Origin of the sequence: Streptococcus moroccensis (genome assembly GCF_030812835.1) — a bacterium.
In the GTDB taxonomy this organism is placed as follows: domain Bacteria; phylum Bacillota; class Bacilli; order Lactobacillales; family Streptococcaceae; genus Streptococcus; species Streptococcus moroccensis.
In genome coordinates, this window is sequence record NZ_JAUSTM010000011.1 from 1 (window position 1) to 19,039 (window position 19,039).

13 protein-coding genes are annotated in these 19,039 nt (G+C 42.2%); 7 read left to right on the plus strand and 6 right to left on the minus strand.

Translation table 11 applies throughout. The features are described 5' to 3' along the window. Window positions 1–218 precede the first annotated feature (218 nt). The gene (locus tag J2S23_RS06320; RefSeq protein WP_307121909.1) at window positions 219–1,154 is read left to right on the plus strand and encodes a dihydroorotate oxidase; all 936 of its coding nucleotides are present in this window, start codon (window positions 219–221) and stop codon (window positions 1,152–1,154) included. A 733-nt stretch (window positions 1,155–1,887) separates the two neighbouring features. Here the strand turns inward: J2S23_RS06320 and J2S23_RS06325 are convergent. Together J2S23_RS06325 and J2S23_RS06330 are read right to left on the minus strand one after the other, a co-directional pair. Continuing rightward, on the minus strand, window positions 1,888–2,754 hold the full coding sequence (locus J2S23_RS06325; RefSeq protein WP_307121910.1) for a Cof-type HAD-IIB family hydrolase: 867 nt from the start codon (window positions 2,752–2,754) through the stop codon (window positions 1,888–1,890). Window positions 2,755–2,852: 98 nt separating this feature from the next. Then, on the minus strand, window positions 2,853–3,308 hold the full coding sequence (locus tag J2S23_RS06330) for a rhodanese-like domain-containing protein (RefSeq protein WP_307121911.1): 456 nt from the start codon (window positions 3,306–3,308) through the stop codon (window positions 2,853–2,855). Between the two features lie 331 nt (window positions 3,309–3,639). Here J2S23_RS06330 and J2S23_RS06335 point away from each other — a divergent pair, with 331 nt between their 5' ends. The 4 genes from J2S23_RS06335 (at window position 3,640) to J2S23_RS06350 (ending at window position 10,333) form a co-directional block, all read left to right on the plus strand. Further along, a complete protein-coding gene (locus J2S23_RS06335; protein ID WP_307121912.1) occupies window positions 3,640–5,574 on the plus strand; it encodes a beta-glucoside-specific PTS transporter subunit IIABC in 1,935 nt (644 codons plus the stop codon). A gap of 83 nt (window positions 5,575–5,657) precedes the next feature. Then, window positions 5,658–7,142, plus strand: a complete 1,485-nt coding sequence (locus J2S23_RS06340) for a prolyl oligopeptidase family serine peptidase (protein ID WP_307121913.1) — start codon at window positions 5,658–5,660, stop codon at window positions 7,140–7,142. 9 nt (window positions 7,143–7,151) lie between these two features. Then, a complete protein-coding gene (locus J2S23_RS06345; protein WP_307121914.1) occupies window positions 7,152–8,816 on the plus strand; it encodes a carboxylesterase family protein in 1,665 nt (554 codons plus the stop codon). 257 nt (window positions 8,817–9,073) lie between these two features. Further along, the gene (locus J2S23_RS06350) at window positions 9,074–10,333 is read left to right on the plus strand and encodes a CapA family protein (RefSeq protein ID WP_307121915.1); all 1,260 of its coding nucleotides are present in this window, start codon (window positions 9,074–9,076) and stop codon (window positions 10,331–10,333) included. Between the two features lie 565 nt (window positions 10,334–10,898). Here the strand turns inward: J2S23_RS06350 and J2S23_RS06355 are convergent. The 4 genes from J2S23_RS06355 to J2S23_RS06370 all read right to left on the minus strand — a co-directional run bounded on the left by J2S23_RS06355 (window position 10,899) and on the right by J2S23_RS06370 (window position 15,287). Then, a complete protein-coding gene (locus tag J2S23_RS06355; RefSeq protein ID WP_307121916.1) occupies window positions 10,899–12,236 on the minus strand; it encodes a ferredoxin reductase family protein in 1,338 nt (445 codons plus the stop codon). Window positions 12,237–12,427: 191 nt separating this feature from the next. Then, window positions 12,428–12,961, minus strand: coding sequence for an RDD family protein (locus J2S23_RS06360; RefSeq protein WP_307121917.1), 534 nt, complete (start codon window positions 12,959–12,961; stop codon window positions 12,428–12,430). Between the two features lies 1 nt (window position 12,962). Beyond that, window positions 12,963–13,976: a signal peptide peptidase SppA gene (gene sppA, locus J2S23_RS06365; RefSeq protein ID WP_307121918.1), complete on the minus strand. Its 1,014-nt coding sequence runs from the start codon at window positions 13,974–13,976 to the stop codon at window positions 12,963–12,965. A gap of 414 nt (window positions 13,977–14,390) precedes the next feature. Beyond that, window positions 14,391–15,287: a helix-turn-helix transcriptional regulator gene (locus J2S23_RS06370; RefSeq protein WP_307121919.1), complete on the minus strand. Its 897-nt coding sequence runs from the start codon at window positions 15,285–15,287 to the stop codon at window positions 14,391–14,393. Between the two features lie 707 nt (window positions 15,288–15,994). Between J2S23_RS06370 and J2S23_RS06375 the strand changes: the two genes are divergently transcribed. Both J2S23_RS06375 and J2S23_RS06380 read left to right on the plus strand, forming a co-directional pair. Further along, window positions 15,995–17,431 (plus strand): glycoside hydrolase family 1 protein, encoded by a 1,437-nt coding sequence (locus J2S23_RS06375; RefSeq protein WP_307121920.1) that lies wholly within the window; start codon window positions 15,995–15,997, stop codon window positions 17,429–17,431. 17 nt (window positions 17,432–17,448) lie between these two features. Beyond that, on the plus strand, window positions 17,449–18,933 hold the full coding sequence (locus tag J2S23_RS06380; protein WP_307121921.1) for a glycoside hydrolase family 1 protein: 1,485 nt from the start codon (window positions 17,449–17,451) through the stop codon (window positions 18,931–18,933). Window positions 18,934–19,039 lie beyond the last annotated feature (106 nt).

Here is a 19,039-nt window from a genome sequence, read left to right on the forward strand (position 1 = left end):
AAAATTGGATCAATCATTATCCTAAGAAAATACTGAACTATTTGTCTCCTGCACAGTTTCTTAAAAATGGCTAACTTCTACTTGAAATTTAGCTATTTTTTCAAGAACAGTAGAATTTACGTTATTTTAACATTTGGCAATGAAGCTATGCCTGTTTTATACCAGCTAAAGTTGTTATCTTATGGTATACTAAAAAGAAAAAAGAACTTGGAGGCACTATGGTTTCAACAGCATCTCATATTGGAGATTTTCAGTTTAAAAATGTTTTCATGAACGCAGCAGGTGTTTATTGCATGACACGAGAAGAACTTGAAACGGTTCGGCAATCTGCTGCAGGGACCTTTGTTACCAAAACAGCGACATTGGAATCTCGAGCTGGCAATCCAGAGCCCCGTTATCATGACGTTCCTCTAGGGTCAATCAATTCAATGGGCTTGCCCAACCAAGGACTGGACTATTATTTAGACTATCTCTTAGAGTTGCAAGATACAGCTCCAGAAGATACGTTTTTCCTATCCTTAGTAGGACTATCGCCAGATGAGACACATACCATTCTAAAAAAAGTAGAGGCATCTGCATATCAAGGCCTTATTGAGCTCAATCTTTCTTGTCCTAATGTTCCAGGTAAGCCACAAATTGCCTATGATTTTGAGACAACAGAGAATTTGCTGACAGAAGTCTTCACCTATTTTACAAAATCTCTGGGTGTGAAGCTTCCCCCATATTTTGACATTGTGCATTTTGACCAGGCAGCAACAATCTTCAATAAATTCCCCTTAACCTTTGTCAACTGTGTTAATTCAATTGGAAATGGGCTCTATATTGAAGACGAGACAGTGGCGATCAAACCGAAGCAAGGGTTTGGAGGTTTAGGTGGTCAATACATTAAACCAACTGCCCTAGCAAATGTGCATGCCTTTTACCAAAGGTTGAAACCAGAAATCCAGATTATCGGAACTGGTGGTGTTCTGACAGGTCGCGATGCCTTTGAGCACATCCTCTGTGGTGCCAGCATGGTCCAAATTGGAACCCAGTTGCAAAAAGAAGGTGTGGGAATCTTTGAGCGCGTGACAGCAGAACTCAAGGCAATCATGGCTGAAAAAGGTTACGACTCAATTGAAGACTTCCGCGGGAAATTGCATTATATGGACTAAGAAAAGCCGTTTTGACGGCTTTTTTAGCTTTTGTTCAATAAATTTTAAAAAGAAAGCACAAAACCCTTGACTTTTGTAAGCGCTTGCGATATAATTAAACCATAAAGAAGATAACCTTATTCAAGTACACGATAAGATTATCTGGCCTAGGCAATTTTATATCACTTATGGAGAGGCTTGGTGAGGAGAGGATGACGATTCTCGAATGAAAGAGGCTCTTCACATCGCACAAAATATTTATTGGAGGTATGTATATGCTTAAGATGAATATGAGTCGGTACAAGAACGGTGACAACTGAGATTTACATTTAGTGATAAGGTGTTTACCTTATGATTAATGGAAAGTAACTCTATTGTTTATCGCTACGTTTTAAAGCATAATCTAGATTTATAAGTTAAATGCGCAGGCATTTTACCAAAAGGAACAGACGACAGAGTCTGTCACGGAGGTAACAATATTAATCAAGATAAGAATTATAGCCAATAGCGAGTAGCGTCTACACAAAGCGTGAGATTCTGATAAGAATAGCGAAAGACAATTGTGAGATTTGTAGATAAGCTACCATGAAAGAATGTTTAATCTAGAAAAAACCTTAGCTGTTTCATATCAACAAGGTTAAAGTATAGTTTAGTCTATCGTTCATCGATTCGGCTTAAAATACAACTGAATATGCAGTAGAGGTCAAGGCGGATGCCTTGGCCTCTTGGGTTATTTCGATGGTGATGGTAGAATTTATAAGGAGATAAGCTGTGCAAGTCCTTTAGCAACTCCAGCTTCAATATTAGCAACTGTTTGGTAGCGAGCAAGAGCTTTGACTTCTGGTTCAGCATTGCCCATGGCAAAACTATGGCCAACCATTTCTAGCATGCTAACATCATTAAAGTTGTCTCCAAATGCAATGCAGTTGTCTAACTTAACACCTATCCTTGAGGCATATCGAGCTAAAGCTAGCCCTTTTTGAGCTTCTTTATGCGTGATTTCTATGTTAGATCGCCCTGAAGAAGACACAATTAGAGATTGCAAATGCTCATTAATGTAAGTAATGATAGGTCCAAAAACGTCAGGACCAGCAGAGTCCATGAGACTAATTTTAAGAGCATGCTGATTAGGATCATTAAGAATATCGTCAAATGAGCTAACCTCTATCGCCATTAATTTGGCATCGATATCTAAAATTTCTTTTTCAAGTTGAGCACTTGAAAGGTGAGGTTTTTCGTTTAAAAGATCTGTCTTAAAAACTTTTAGGCGCGCTTGACGCTCACTAATGTAGACTGCTTCTTCAGTGATTAGTTCAGCACACAATCCAAGCTCAGTCGCTTTTTGGAGCAGGATCAGAGCATCGTCTTTGGAAATCTCAGATCGTTCTAAAATTTGGTCATTAACATCATAAACAATGGCACCGTTTAATAATATCTTAGGACAAATGATATTGTAGGGCTCAAGTGCAACTTGGGCCATTTGTAAGTTTCGACCTGTACAGACGAGAAAGGGGATATCTTGTATAGCTAATGCTTGAATAGCTGCGATGTTGTCAGGATGGATGGCAACATGGTCAGATAAAAGAGTGCCGTCCATATCAGATGCTACGAGTTCAATCATTTAAATAGTCCTTTTTAGGGGGGAGGTTTTCAATCAAGAAAACGGAGTTTTATGTCTGGTGGGTCTTCTTGATCCACCATTGTTGAAGGTTTGTTTATTTAAGGAGAAGACAGTAGCCCTCCAATGGCTTCGACCTGGGCCAACCCACCCAAATCATAGACTGCTGTAAAACCGGCATCTCGAAGGATCTTAGTAGCTGCTGCAGACCGAATCCCAAGTTGACAATGCACATAGATTTTCTGATTTTTAGGGAGGTCAGGCAGGTAGCCAGCCTCTAACTCAGTAATGGGAAAATTGGTAGTCAGGCCAAAATTTTGCTTGGTAAATTCTTCTTCTGAGCGAACGTCATAAAAAACCGCACCATTTTCGACATCTTGCACGACTTGTTCAAAGGTGATGTGATTTTCTTTGGCATCTGGTCCTGTTTTTGACCAATCAATGGTGTCAGCGGTCACAGGAACTTCAGTCTCTGTAGCCGTTTTGGATTCTTGCTGACAAGCACTTATGAGAAAAACGAACATCACTAAAAAGATGGTAGATGTGATTTTTTTCATGGTTGGATTACTCCTTTGGTAAAGATCATTTTTGAATTTATCTAACTAACTAATAGTCTAACAAATTATCGGGAAAAAGGCACTGTCTGCTATTTTTTTTAAAATTTTTTAAAAACGCTTGCATTATTTTTGAAATGTGATAGAATAAGTTCATGGATTGTTACTGGTCATGCAGGCAAAACCTAAGTAAATATGAAATAATACCCACTTTTTGAGAGAACTCAGAAGGTGTATTGTTTGATATTTATTTAGGTTTTTCTTTTGTTTCTCGGACAGGTACCGGAAGAGAACAGTGATCAGCCATCAAAAAATAATTAAAGGGGAGTATCTCATGGCTAAATATACAGAATTAGCACAAGATATCATTGCTCACGTTGGGGGCAAAGAAAACATTAACAGTTTGAAACACTGTGTGACTCGCTTACGTTTTGACTTGAAAGACGAAAGCAAGGCAGACACAGACTACCTAAAACAACGAGACGGTGTCGTGACTGTTGTTAAAGCGGGTGGTCAGTACCAAGTGGTTATCGGTAACCATGTACCTGATGTCTACGAGGAAGTTGTCAAAGTTGGTGGATTGGCTGCAGGTGGTAGCCTTGATATCGATGAAGGCGACGGACCAAAAGGAAATCTTTTTGACCGTTTTGTTGACTTGGTTTCTGGTATCTTCCAACCTTTCCTTGGGCCATTGGCTGCTGCCGGTATCATCAAAGGTTTGGTCGCTATCATGGGATCAAGCTTGGGAATGACTGCAGATAACAGCGCACTTTATGTCATTTTAAATGCTGCTGGAGATGGATTCTTCCAATTCTTGCCGTTACTTATTGCATTAACTGCAGCCCGTAAATTCCGTATGAATGAGTTTACTGCTCTAGCGATTGGCGCAGCCTTGGTATATCCTACTTTACCGGGATCTATCGCAGTTCTTCAAGAAGCTGGTTTGGATAAGGTATTGGGCATTCCATTTGCATTACCATCTTCAGGTTCATACCTATCTACTGTAATGCCAGCAATTTTGGCAGTCTGGGTAGCCTCTCTCATTGAAAAACAAATGAAGAAAATCACACCAGATGTGGTAAAAGTCTTTGTTGTTCCATTTGTTGTTATTTTGGTAACTGTGCCATTGACATTCTTAGTCGTTGGACCTGTAGCTAACTTTGCTTCTGATGCTCTTTCTGGAGCTTTCCAAGCTATTCAAAACTTTAGCCCAATCCTCTATGGTGCAGTACTTGGATTCTCTTGGCAAATTCTCGTTATGTTTGGTCTTCACTGGGCGATTGTTCCACTTGCTATTGTGGATGTCGCAACCAATGGATTCTCAACGATTCTATCACCTGCAGGATTACCTAACTTTACACAAACAGGTGTTTTGTTAGCGATTATGCTCAAAACGAAAGAACAAAAAGTTAAATCACTTGCAATGCCAGCTTTCGTTTCATCTATCTTTGGTGTAACAGAGCCAGCAATCTATGGTATTACTCTTCCAATGAAAACCCCATTCTACATTTCATGTGTGGTATCAGCTGTTATTGGTGCCTTGATGCAAATGTTTAATGTCGGATCATATAGTATTGGTGGTATGGGAGTTTTCCAATACCCTGCAATGGTAGATCCAGCAACTGGGGATACTAGCAAAATGATGATTGCTATTGGGTTGACAGTAGTAGCTATCGTGGCTTCATTTGCCATTCAAATGCTTGTACCAGTCCCAAATCTTTTCGGAGAAGCTCCAGCGGAGGCTCCTGTAAAAAAGCCTAGTGCTGAAGCAGTAGCCCCTGTTGCAGCTGTGGAAGCTTCATCAACAACTGAAGTATCACCAATCTTGGCAAGCCCATTGACTGGTGATGTGGTAGCTCTTGCTGATGTGAAAGACCCTGTCTTCTCATCGGGTGCTATGGGCCAAGGTGTTGCGGTTGAGCCAAGTGTCGGCGAAGTGCTTGCACCAGCTAATGCAACAGTGAGTCTTCTTTTCCCAACCAACCATGCGATTGGTCTTCAATTAGATAACGGTGCGGAACTTTTGATCCACATCGGTATGGATACTGTTGAATTGGATGGAAAAGGCTTCACGGCCCATGTGAAACAAGGTGATCGTGTCACACTTGGTCAGCCACTTGTATCATTTGATATCGAAGCGATCAAGGCGGCAGGTTTCCCTGTAACCACACCAATTATTGTAACTAACACAGCAGACTTTGCTAGCGTGACTGCGACAACGGCAGGAGCAGTTCAAGCTGGACATGACTTGTTAGAAATTGTGAAATAACAACTTTAAAAAGGTATGCCGGAAACGGCCTACCTTTTTTCTTGCTATAAAATGTAAGCGATTACTAATAACTGGAGGTTTTTATGAAAAAGACGTTGAAATACTTATTAGCTGCGACAGCCATTTTAGGGCTAGTGGCTTGTAGTCAGGCCAGTAAAAAAGAGACCAGTAAAGTGACCATAAAAGACGCAAAAATCGAAGTAACAGGATACGAATGGGGCCCTTCTGTCTCTGCTCTTGTGGTTGAGCTGGATCAAGAGGTGTCAGATGTGACTGCAGAGGACATCTCAGTTAAAACCTTGGGCGTTGATCGTCAGGTGACAGCAGTTTATCTGTCAGATGAGAAGGGGCAAAAGGTTGATGTTTCTAGTAAATACGTTGCTTTGGACTTAGAGGTGACCTATAGCTTTGCCTCGCCAGATAATGCCTCGCCCTTCAATTTTAATTTAGACACCATGATGAACGAATGGGCTACAGAATACCCTATCGAGATATCAGGACTCACGGTTGCTGGAAAGATCCTTGATTACAGTACAGACGCTATTAACAAACGAATCATGAACGACACCGATGCCTTTAATGTGCGTGGGCAACACCAAGGGCATTACAATAATCCGCTGACAGGAAACTCAGAAGAATTGATTCTCCAGTATGCTGCCTATGAGCCAGAGCATTTGAAAGAAACGGTAGCTAAGAGCCCATTGGTCATTTGGCTCCATGGCCAGGGAGAAGGCGGAACAGACATTGACATCACCCTCTTAGGCAATGAAGTGACCGCTCTAACTCGGGATGATATCCAGAGCTACTACAGTGCGACAGGAGATGAGGCAGAAAAAGGGGCTTATGTGCTGGCTGTCCAAACTCCGACCTACTGGATGGATGAGGGAGATGGTACTAATGGCGCTGGAGCTGGAAAATCCCGTTACACAGAAGCCCTGATGGCAGCGATTGAGGCCTATGTGGCTAGCAATCCAGATGTGGACACTAATCGTATCTATCTGGGCGGTTGCTCAAACGGTGGTTACATGACCATGAACATGGCTATCGAGTACCCAGACTATTTTGCAGCGGCCTACCCATTAGCAGAAGCCTATTCTTTTTATGATTATCAACGAAACCCAGACGGGACTTATGCTAAGGAAGAAGCGAGTGACGGGACAACCGCTAGCTTTATTCCAAATGGGCAAATCTTTGTCACAGAAGAGAAATTAGCGACGTTGAAAAACTTGCCAATTTGGTTTGTCATGTCAGCAGACGATGAAGTCGTCCTACCCGATCGCTATGTGCTGCCAACCTATCAGGCACTTTTACAAGCTGGCGCAGACAACGCTTGGCTATCTTACTATGAAACCGTTCAGGGCAAAGATATCCCTGAAAACCAATACATGGGCCACTGGTCTTGGATTTACTTCTTCAATAACCAAGTGACCGGCGTTCAGGATACTGAAGCTGTTAAAGCGGCTTCAGATGTGGCTTCAGCATACCAACCAAGCAATGCAAGCTTCGGTGGGAACAGTCAAGCGTCCTATAGCAACATCTTCGAATGGATGAATGCGCAAAGCAAATAGGAGAACATGATGAAAAAATTTTTAAGCAAATGGACGGCCGTTCTAGGGATAGCTACTTTAGCTCTAGCTGGTTGTACGTCAGCAACACCTGAAGAAACCTTTAACCAAGAGGTGGAACAGACCGTTAAAAGTGGTCCTGTGAAAGGGCAAAAAGATGAGGAAAACAAGGTTATCGAGTGGCTTGGTGTTCCCTATGCCCACGTGACGGACCGCTGGACGGCTCCAGAGCCTGTTGAGGCTTGGAAGGAGACCTTGGATGCTACAAAAGCAGGTGAGCCGGCTCTTCAACTCTCAAATGGCGAACAAATCGGAGTAGAAGATGCACTTAACTTAGACATCGTCCGTCCAGATACTGATGCCAAAGACCTGCCAGTTATTGTCTTTGTTCACGGAGGCAACAACCAATCAGGAACAGCCCAGGAGATCAAGGGCAATACCTTTGTCAATGATGTCAATGCAGTCTATGTTTCACTCAACTATCGCTTGGGTGCGCTTGGGTTTAACCCACTGCCAGCCCTTAAAACAGGGACGGATGAGGAAAACTCAGGAAACTATACCTTGCTGGACTTGGCAGCTGGTCTGGACTGGGTCAATGAAAACATTGAAACATTCGGTGGCGATGCGGACAATGTAACCCTAGTTGGTTTCTCAGCGGGTGGTCGTGATGTGATGGCAACCTTGATTTCGCCTCTGTTTAAGGATAAATATAACAAGGCAATTTCCTTTAGTGGAGGGATTACCCTAGCAGATGAAGCGGAAAGTCAAGAGATCTTTGCTAAGGCGTTTGCACCATTAGTAGTTGAAGATAAGGTCAAGGATACTGAGGAAGACGCAGTGGCTTGGCTGCTGACAGATGCCAAAGAAGTAGCTGACTATCTCCATGGCTTAGAGGCTGACCGCTTGGCTCCAATGATGGGTAATGCTAGCATCCGCATGTCTGTTTTCCCACACCTCTATAAAGACGGTCACGTCTTGCCAAAAGATGGTTTTGAAGGGGCAACCTTTAATGATGTGCCATTGATGCTGGTGACAGGGACCAGCGAGTTTTCACTCTTTACAGCCTTTGACAAGTACTTCATGGAAGACTTTACTAGCGGTAACCTTGCCAAAGATGAGGACAAGATGGCTGAGTTTCTCTATGCTCGCAACTATGGTGGCGATTTCTACCGCCTCTCTAACGGTGTTGAAAGTGCCCGTATCTTAGATGGTCACTACCAATCAGAAATCTATGTCGGTGAGATTGCTTATGGCTCAAATGCTGAAGTGACACCAAGTCTTGCTAATGGGTTGTCAGCTTATCATGGTGTCTTTGAACCCTTCCTCCAAACACCGTCCAACTATGCTAGTTTAATCGGTGAGGAGTTTTATAACGATGGCCAAGCTGCTCTAGCAACGGCTTTTAAAGGGCATCTCAAAGACTTTATTGCTACCGGTAAACCTGGCAAAGACTGGACGGTCTGGACAGCAGCTAATCAAGAAGTCCTCCTTTTAGATGCTGATAAGTCTGAGGCCAAGCTTGAAATGACGACTGACAGCGAGACTGCTGAAGACGTTATTGCTAAAATGGAGGCCGATGATAGCCTTTCTGCTGAGCAGAAGAAAACCTTAAACGAACAAGTGTTGAACGGTCGTTGGTTCAGTGGACCACTTGATCAGTCGAATTTCCAATACTAAGGAACGCGTCAACTTTTCATCGCAATAAAAGAAAAAATAAAGAATGGGAGAATTCTATTTGTCCCATTCCTTTTGTTTTAGTTGAAGAAGTTTGTTTAAGGAAGAATGTCAAGGTGAAAAGGGGAAAGAACTATCCTAGGCAGTAGGTCAGTTCGTTAACTCTGTTTAACGTGGCAATTCTTGAAAGCCTTTTTATTACTAGTGCCTTTTTTTGTAAAATTTGTTACAATAAGGTTACTAAACGAAGGAGACAGCCTATGTCACGTCAAAGAAAATCTCAAAAGTCTTTAGTTAATTCTAAAACATTCTCGATGTTAGTAGTCCTTCTGGCCTTTTTATTAGTGGGATTCACTTTTTTATTTCACCAATGGCAACAAGACGAAGTCGTTTTTAGAGGGGCTTTAACTGTCTCAAGCGATACAACAGAAGAGGATGAGGTGGGAGAGAAAACGACAGCCAGGGTCATGGCTCATGGGGATTTGTTGTACCATGATATCATCTATATGTCCGCCCTACAGGATGATGGAACTTATGATTTCAACCTGAATTTTGAATATGTGAAACCTTGGTTTGACCAAGCGGATCTGGTTATTGGAGATTTTGAAGGTACGATTGCCCCAGAGCTCCCTTTAGCTGGATATCCCCTTTTTAATGCGCCTATAGAAGTTGTCGACGCCATTAAGAATGCTGGTTATGATGTCATGGATTTGGCGCATAATCATATTTTAGATTCTTATCTTTCTGGCTTGCTGTCAACAGCCAAGGCCTTTGAGGACGCTGGCATCGACACGGTGGGTGTCTATCCAGAGGGGAATCGTTCAGAAGCTCCGCTACTAATCAAAGAAGTCAATGGCATCAAAATTGCGATTCTGGCCTATGCTTACGGATTTAATGGCATGGAGGCTAATTTATCGGTTGAGGAACAGGCAAATTATTTGTCTAATTTGGATGACGGTCAGATGCAAAAAGAAATAGAAGCTGCCGAACAAGCGGCAGATGTGACGATCATTATGCCTCAGATGGGCATTGAATATAGCCTAGAACCGACCCAAGAGCAGATTACGCTTTACCACAAAATGATCGATTGGGGTGCTGATGTGGTCTTTGGGGGACATCCACACGTAGCAGAACCTTCTGAAACGGTTGAGAAAGATGGCCAACAAAAACTCATTATTTATTCAATGGGGAATTTCATCTCCAATCAACGTATGGAAACCATGGAAGGTGTTGCCAACTACCAGTGGACAGAACGTGGGGTATTGATGGATGTGGTCTTTGAAAAAACCGGAGAGACTACAATCATTCAAACGGCTAAGGCGCATCCAACATGGGTGCAACGCACGCCTAATGGGCGTTACTCTCCAGAAGGTTACGCCTTATATGACTATCAGACACTGATATTGGAAGATTTTATTGCAGGCGGAAAACACCGTGACTCGTTAGATAGCGAAACACAAGCACGCATTGATACAGCTTACACTGAAATGAATGATTTCATGGGACTTTATTGGGAATAATGATTAGAAGTGATCAAATAAGCTACATACCAAGAATGAGTCTCGTGTTCTCTCCTGATGGCGCACAAGATAGTCAATCAAAGAAATCAAGAACTGTACCAAAATAGGCTGGGGAAAAGTCCAGCCTCATTTCAGATTGAAGACAAAGTTACTTTTGAAACTTTCCATAGGTGATAACGGACGGTAGCGACTTCCTTTGGACGTCTGACTCAAGCTATTGCTTGCTCTATTTCCAACCTTTAACAGTCTCCCAGACTGTTAAAGCAAACCTAAGTTTTGAGCCTTCTTCGCTTTTTCATTTCCAAGCTCAGACCTGAAATAGTCCACTGGACTATTTCACCCCAAAACTTCTGAGAGCCTGAAACGTAATAGTTTCAGGCTCTTTTATCAAGACAGAAACTTACCTCTCTCACTAAAAAAACATTATTTTAAATCATTAGCCAAACTTTTGAAAATCAATAATGCAGAAAACAGGGTTTGTCTACGCTCTCAAATAGGCCGGACGCTAAGTCCAGCCTATTTCGTTCTCTTTAGTACCAGCATGATTGATGGTGAAAGCTTTTCTTTAGAAACCAAATTCATCAATATGAATGCGTTCAGGATCTACCTGCTCTTTAGCTAGCATTTCTTGAGCAGCTGTTAGCATAGGAGGAGGTCCACAAACAAAGAATTCTGCTGTTTGGAAGAGATCGGCTCCGATTTTAGCGAGATAGTCACTAGTGATAAAGCCTTGGTCATAGCCTTCAACAGCTTCGTTCGAAAAAATGAGGTGATAGGAGAAGTTTGGATTTTTAGCTTTGATTTCTTCTAACTCCTGTAAGAGGAAGATATCTTTCTCAATAGCAAGTCCCCAGACAAAATGGATTTCTCTTTGCGTATGCTGGGCGAGTTCATGACGAGCAATACTTAAGTTTGGTGTGACACCTATTCCACCAGATAAGAGAACAAATGGTTTAGTGTCCACTGGTTCTGAATCAAGGCGCTCAGGGAAATAATTGCCATGAGGACCTTCTAAAGTAACGGTATTACCGACGGAGACTTTATCTAGCTGTCCGGTCCAATCACCATCTTCTTTAATCATGAATTCCATGTTTTGATCCGTATTGGCACTGGTCGTTGAAAATGGATGACCTTCCCTAGTTAATGTGTTATCAAGCATTCGGACAAAGAAATAATCACCAGGACGATAGTGTTTTGTTTTTCCATTTTTAGGAGTTAAAACGAGACGCCACACATCATGTCGAAGGCGTTCTATCACCGAAACGGTATACTTGTCGCTAGTTGCAATTGACCATTTCCAGTAGGCGTAGTATCCTAAAACAAGGACAGTGTATGCGGTTATCAGCAACTGGAAAATGCCGCCAAACCCCAATAGGAAGATATGCAGGTAAATCGCAATGATTGCTACAATAGCGAGGCGGTGAATCCAGAGACTGGCTTCTCGGTTTTGCTTGTTTTTAAAAGCGCGGAGCTTAGGATTGTGATTGACAAAAACGCCTGACAGTGAAAAGATTCCCGTAAACATGACCAAAATAAGAGAAAAAACAGCGATAAAACCAGTGGTTGAAAGATTGGATTGGTCAATGATGTTAAACATGTTGGCAAATCCATTCCATTGTAGGATAACGTGAAGTAAGCCAGTGACACAAAGGACAACAGCCATTAGCGCGTGGATTTCATACATTTTTGGCAATCCAATATGTTTTTCGATAAATCGAGGACGCGATGCCATAAATGTAACTGTAAGCATCATGGAATAAGCTAAAAGCCCAGATGAAAATGAAATCAACGGTTTAGCAGGCAGACCACTTCGAACGACTAACATACTGGCGAACAGTGTAGCAAATATCACGAGTGACATCAGGGGAAAGAACGCATTTTTCCAAAATGATTTTTTTGCCATAAGATACCTCCCTTTTGCGAACTTAGTTTTAAAAAACTAATAAGGTTAAAACTTTAAACTAATTATATCATAAAAACGCTTTCAAATCTATGGAAAAATTCTAAGAATTCAAAAAAACTGAGCAAGGTACTCAGTTTTAAAAAGAGTGTTATGACAGTTAATGCTCTGTATCTTATTGAGAATAGGCTTGACTAGAGTAAGGAGGTGTTAACAGAAGCTGGTTCAGCTAGATCACTCGGTAAAATGAGTTGAGCTTCACGGGCTTTTTTAAAATAATCAACCTGATTGAGATTAATCACTACGGTATCACACAACATGTCCATAAGGTGTTGGCGATGCCGTGTAAAGATAAGCGTGACTGCCACGATTGGCAGAAAGTGGAGAATAGTCCGCCCTGCCAATTCACGAATCAATAGGGTTTGCACGTCTGACTGGCCTGTTTTAAAATTGACAACTTTTAAGTTGAGCAGGTACTTGCCAACAGTCTGCCCCTTGAAATACAGCATGGTTCCTGAAAAATAAGCTAAAACAATGATGAGTTTAATCAGAGAATACCACCATTGTTCTCTGGCATCGGTTGGTGCGATAAAATGGTGCACAGACAAGTTGAGTAGGATTTTAGTAATGGCGTTGACGAGCAGGCTGTCAATGAGAAAGGCAGCTAGACGAATCCAAAAACCGCCAAAAACTTGCTTGGGCCATTTTTTAAGAGGAAGTTGTTCCATATTAGAACCCTCCTTGCATGCGATATTCTAGTGTCATGTCGTCTAACGATTCGATTTTTTCGATAACTTGGTTTAATTGACTGGCTGGTGTTTCTTCAGAGTTTAGTCCCAATTGACCCAAGAAACTTGGGAATAAACTGCCAAATCCTAAATCAGGTGTCGTGTAGGTAAAGACTTGTGCATCAGCTAGATCAAAATCATCTCTTAATGCTTGTAGAGCATCTTTTTGGTAACCGATTGCATCGATAAGACCAACAGCCTGTGCTTGGCTACCGCTGTAAATACGACCATCCGCCAACTTTCTGACCTCGTCTTCAGACATACCACGTCCCTCTTCCACCACATCGACGAAGCGTTGGAAGGATTCATCCACATAAGACTGCAGGACTTGACGCTCTTCCTCCGTCATTTCGCGAGAACTTGACATAATATCTTTCATGTCCGCAGACTTAATGACCTGAGGTTTAACACCTAGTTTTTCTAACAAACCTTCTGTATTATAGGAACTCATGATTACACCGATAGATCCGGTCAAGGTTTCACTAGAAGCAAATACTTTTTCACCAAGCATGGCTAGATAATAGCCACCACTAGCAGCCGTGCTCCCCATTGAGGCATAAATCGGAATGTCGACTTCACTTTGGACTTCTTTCATACGATCATAGACTTCCCGTGTCGCATAGACCCCTCCACCAGGAGAATCAATCGTCAGCAGGACTGCCTTGATTGAAGAATCTTCTTTAATGTTATCAATCGAAGATAAAATATGGTCGTGAAAATATTGGCCGTCTTCAGTGCCGATGGAACCATTTATAGGAATCACTAATATACGATTTAGCGCATCCCCCTCTTCAAGAACCTCTTCGGTCAATGAGTTTGACAAGCCAAACAGTTTGTTAAGGCTAGTTGTAGAAGTAGTTTCGTCTACTTCAGCTTTTTTAGGGGAGGAACTAAAGAGCGAGGTCAATAGAACAACTGCTGCAAGTCCAATAACAATACCCTTTTTCTTATCCATTCGTAACTCCTTTTGAAAAATAAGTTTGCTTTATTATATCGTTTTCAGTGAAAAAATCAAGCGGTTCAGAAAATCACCTCAAAATACCTAGTTAGAAATGAATACGATTTTTATAAAATAGAGGAAGAATTTTCGTGCCGTTTATATCAATTGATGTTCTAAAAAAACGATTCTGTGAGAGCAATTGACCCTTTTAAATTAAAAAAGCCCTTGAACGAATACGGTCTCAAGGGCGTTTTGGTATTGGCGATAAAAGGTTATACACAGTTGGGGGTGAGGTGATGAAAGTAGAACAACTGTGTTTAAAAGACTAGGCTTATTTCCAAAGAGGTTCTTGTAGAGTTGAAAAGAACTTTTATTCATAATAATGAAAATGAAAGGCTTTTTGTTTTCTCGCTTTGGGGCAGACATTGTTTACGTCTTCTTAACTTGTTTTGATTTTCGATATTGGCTTGGGGTCTGGTGATAGTACTTGCGAAATTGACGGTTAAAGTTTGAAAGGTTATTAAAACCAACCTCCTCTGCAATGCGTAAAACAGGTTTAACAGAATGCTTAAGTTCTTGTGTCGCCAGGTGTAAGCGATGCTGAATTATAAAGTCCATGGCAGATGTTCCTGTTTGACTTTTAAAGAAGGTCATAAAATGGGTTTCGCTGTAATTGGCTTCCTCCGCTAATTCAGCAATCGTTAGCGTACGATAGTAATTTCGATGGATATACTCAATAATAGCCCTAATCTTTTCATTTTTTCGGTAAAAATCATCGGTCATTTTTTGCCGCACGTAATTGTGCTTGTAGGTCGTGTAGATAAAATGACCGAGTAAAGACTTGAGTTCTAATTCATAAAAGTCAGATTTTTCATGCTCCACTTTTAAAATAGACTCTAAAGTAGACCGTAAATCATCATAACCAGGATCTGTAGGCTGGATGCGTAGAACAAACTTTGAGGTTGCATTTTGTAAGGGCTGAAGGAGATGAATGCTAGCTTGATCCATCTGAGAAGCACCCAAGAAATCTAAATGCACCATCAGACTATCTGTAACGTGTGTTTGCGTATCGATCGGGTGGATGGAGTGAAGTCCGTTTGGTCTAATGAGGATAATATCATCTTTTTCACTTTCGAAGCGGTCATAGTCGATGTGAATATTAGCCGTTCCTTCCCGAACCAAAATAATTTCCATCTCAGGATGCCAATGAAAAAGAATATCTGGGATGCCATTTTTGACTACAGTATGCTTTACCGTGATAGGTAAAAGCCTGTTTTGATGTTCGATGGATTGTCGGTATTCCTGAATCAGTTCTTGAACAGCCATAAGGTACTCCTATAATAATGATAAGGGTAAATCGAATAAGATTGTAACAAAGAGTCAAATCTACTTAGGTGGGGTCGGACAAAATGGGGTTTTCCATTGCTCTCTAGACGCCTGTTGTATCCTATTAGTCGAATTCGAGCTAAAATCCTAAAGACCTTATACGAAATAGTATCTTCTAATGATCATGAAGTCGTAGACGTCTGAACTTTCTTGATGAAACATCTACGAAAGTTCTAGTCGTCCTGACCGGAGTGCGTCAAAGAAATCAAAGATTTCTGACTTACCGCCATTTTTCTACGCTTTTCTTAACGGGCTTTGTACCCTTTGTAGTTGAACACGCCCTAAAAAGCTAGATAAAATTCAAAAAGTTCCTAGAGTCTTGAGACTCGTCGTCTCTTTTTTTCATTTTTCTACGCTTTTCTTAACGGGCTTTGTATCCTTTGTAGTTGAACACGCCCTAAAAAGCTAGATAAAATTCAAAAAGTTCCTAGAGTCTTGAGACTCGTCGTCTCTTTTTTTCATTTTTCTACGCTTTTCTTAACGGGCTTTGTATCCTTTGATACTATTATAGTATCAGTTTTTAAGAGAATAAGCTAAGAAAAGGGTGTTTTTTTGGTGTAAAATAGATAATGGTACTAGTTGTTCCTGTTTTTGAGTGAGCAACATAAGATTGCGATTATCGCAGAATTTAACTAAAGGAGTTTACCATGACTTACACATTTCCAAAGGACTTTCTTTGGGGTGGGGCGACTGCCGCTAACCAGTTCGAAGGTGCTTATAATTTAGATGGCAAGGGGCTTTCCGTTCAGGATGTTACCCCTCAAGGTGGGGTTCCTGCCAAGCCTGGCGACCATAATCCCTTGATTACCGATGTGCCAACTGAAGACAACCTCAAGTTGGTTGGAATTGATTTTTACAATCGCTATAAGGAAGACATCGCTCTCTTTGCGGAGATGGGCTTTAAGACCTTCCGTTTGTCGATCGGTTGGTCACGTATTTTCCCTAATGGCGATGAGCTAGAGCCGAATGAAGCTGGTCTTGCCTTTTATGACAAGGTCTTTGACGAATTGGCCAAATATGGCATCGAGCCTTTGGTGACCCTCTCTCACTATGAAACCCCCCTTCATTTGGCGCGTGAGTACAATGGTTGGGCCAATCGTGACTTGATCGGTTTTTACGAGCGCTATGTGCGCACAGTCTTTACCCGCTACAAAAACAAGGTGAAGTACTGGTTGACCTTTAACGAAATTAACTCCGTGCTTCATGCACCCTTCATGTCTGGTGGGATTGCGACTCCTTATGAAAAGCTTTCTAAGCAAGACCTTTACCAAGCGGTGCACCACGAGTTGGTAGCGTCAGCCTTGGCGACCAAAGTCGCTCATGAAATCAACCCCGACTTTAAGATCGGGTGTATGGTTCTAGCCATGCCTGCTTATGGGATGACCTCAAATCCTTTGGATCAGTTAACAGCTCACGAATTTGAAAACCAAAACTACCTTTTCTCAGATATTCATGCGCGTGGGAAATACCCTAACTACATCAAGCGGTTCTTCAAGGAAAATGGCATTGAAATCCAGTTTGCAGACGGTGATGAGGAGATGTTGACTCACACGGTTGATTTTATCTCCTTCTCTTATTACATGAGTGTGGCGCAAGCCCACAACCCAGAAGACTACAACAGTGGTCGCGGGAACATTATGGGTGGCATTACCAATCCTTACCTTGAGGCGTCTGAGTGGGGCTGGCAGATTGACCCTGTTGGCTTACGTTTGGTCCTCAATAAATTCTATGACCGTTACCAGTTGCCACTCTTTATCGTGGAAAATGGTCTAGGTGCTAAGGATGTCTTGGTGGATGGGCCAAATGGACCAACAGTTGAAGATGACTACCGCATTGATTACCTGCAAAAACACTTGGTTCAAGTGGGAGAAGCCCTTCAAGATGGTGTAGAGCTGATGGGCTACACCACCTGGGGACCAATTGACTTGGTATCAGCTTCAACCGCTCAAATGAGCAAGCGTTACGGCTTTATCTATGTGGATCGTAATGACGATGGCACAGGTAGCTTGGCGCGCTACAAGAAAAAGTCCTTTGACTGGTACAAAGAAGTGATTGCGACAAACGGTGAAAGTTTGTATAAGTAATAGAAAAGGTGACTAATATGACAAAAACATTTCCTAAAAATTTCCTCTGGGGTGGCGCGATTGCAGCCAACCAAGCAGAAGGTGCCTATAACGTTGACGGCCGTGGCCTGGTGCAGACAGACGTGACGACTGGTGGAACAGTGAACTCTCCGCGTTACACGACCTATATTGATAAGGACGGCAAGCCTGGTAAGGCAGGCGGTATGGGCCACCATGCCCGTATCCCTGAAGGGGCTAAGTACGCCGTTTTAGATACAGAGTACTACCCAAACCACAAGGCGGTTGACTTCTACCACCGTTACAAGGAAGATATTGCCCTCTTTGCCGAAATGGGTTACTCAGTTTTCCGTCTCTCGATTTCGTGGGCACGGATTTTTCCAAATGGTGATGACAAGGAGCCTAACCAAGCTGGTCTTGACTTCTATCGTAGTGTCTTTGAGGAGTGCCGCAAGCACAATATCGAGCCTTTGGTATCTATCTGGCACTTTGACACGCCACTTGCCTTAGAGGAAAACTACAACGGCTGGAACAACCGTAAATTGGTTGATTTCTACGTGCGCTACTGTGAAGTGATTTTCAATGAGTACAAGGATCTGGTTAAATACTGGCTGACCTTTAACGAAATCAACAACACAACTATGTTCCTTGACATGTTTGGTGGCAAAGCGTCGGATGCTGACTACCAAGCAGGTTACCAACAACTTCATTACCAATTTGTCGCGTCAGCCAAGGCGGTTCAAGTCGGTAAGAAAATCAATCCTAACTTTATGTTTGGGAACATGATTTGCGGGATTACCTTCTACCCAGCAACACCAGACCCAGCTGACATCCTTGCCAATCAACACAAGTGGGAAAGTGGGATCTACTACTGCGGTGACGTGCAAGTCAAAGGAAAATACGGAACCTATGCTAAACGCCTATGGGACGAGCATAATGTGGTGCTTGACATTACCGAAGAAGACTTGGAAGATCTGCGAAAAGGGACTGTGGACATGTACACCTTCTCTTATTACATGTCTAACAATGTGACCACGCATGATTCTGACGACAAGGTCTCTGGTAACTTCTCAACCGGTGTCCGTAATCCTTACTTGACCTACTCTGATTGGGGTTGGGCCCATGATCCGACCGGTCTTCAGTACTACTTGGAAAAAATCTATGATCGCTATGAAGTGCCACTCATGGTTGTGGAAAATGGCCTTGGTGCCTTTGACACGGTCGAAGAAGATGGGTCTATCCATGATGATTACCGAATCGACTATCACCGTGCCCATGTTAAGGCCATGGCCGATGCCATTGCAAATGGCGTGGACCTGATTGCCTACACCACCTGGGGCTGTATCGATATCGTCTCAGCAGGTACCGGTGAAATGCGCAAACGCTACGGCTTCATCTATGTGGATATGGACGATGAAGGGAACGGAACAATGGACCGTACACCAAAAGATTCCTTCTACTGGTACAAGAAAGTCATCGCTTCAAACGGGACAGACTTAGATTAAGACAAGAAAAAACAGCCTCGATGGGGCTGTTTTTTGGTGTGAGGGTTAAAGATATTTGCAGCCAAATTATGCGCTACAATTTAAAATTCCTAATCTTTCTTAAACA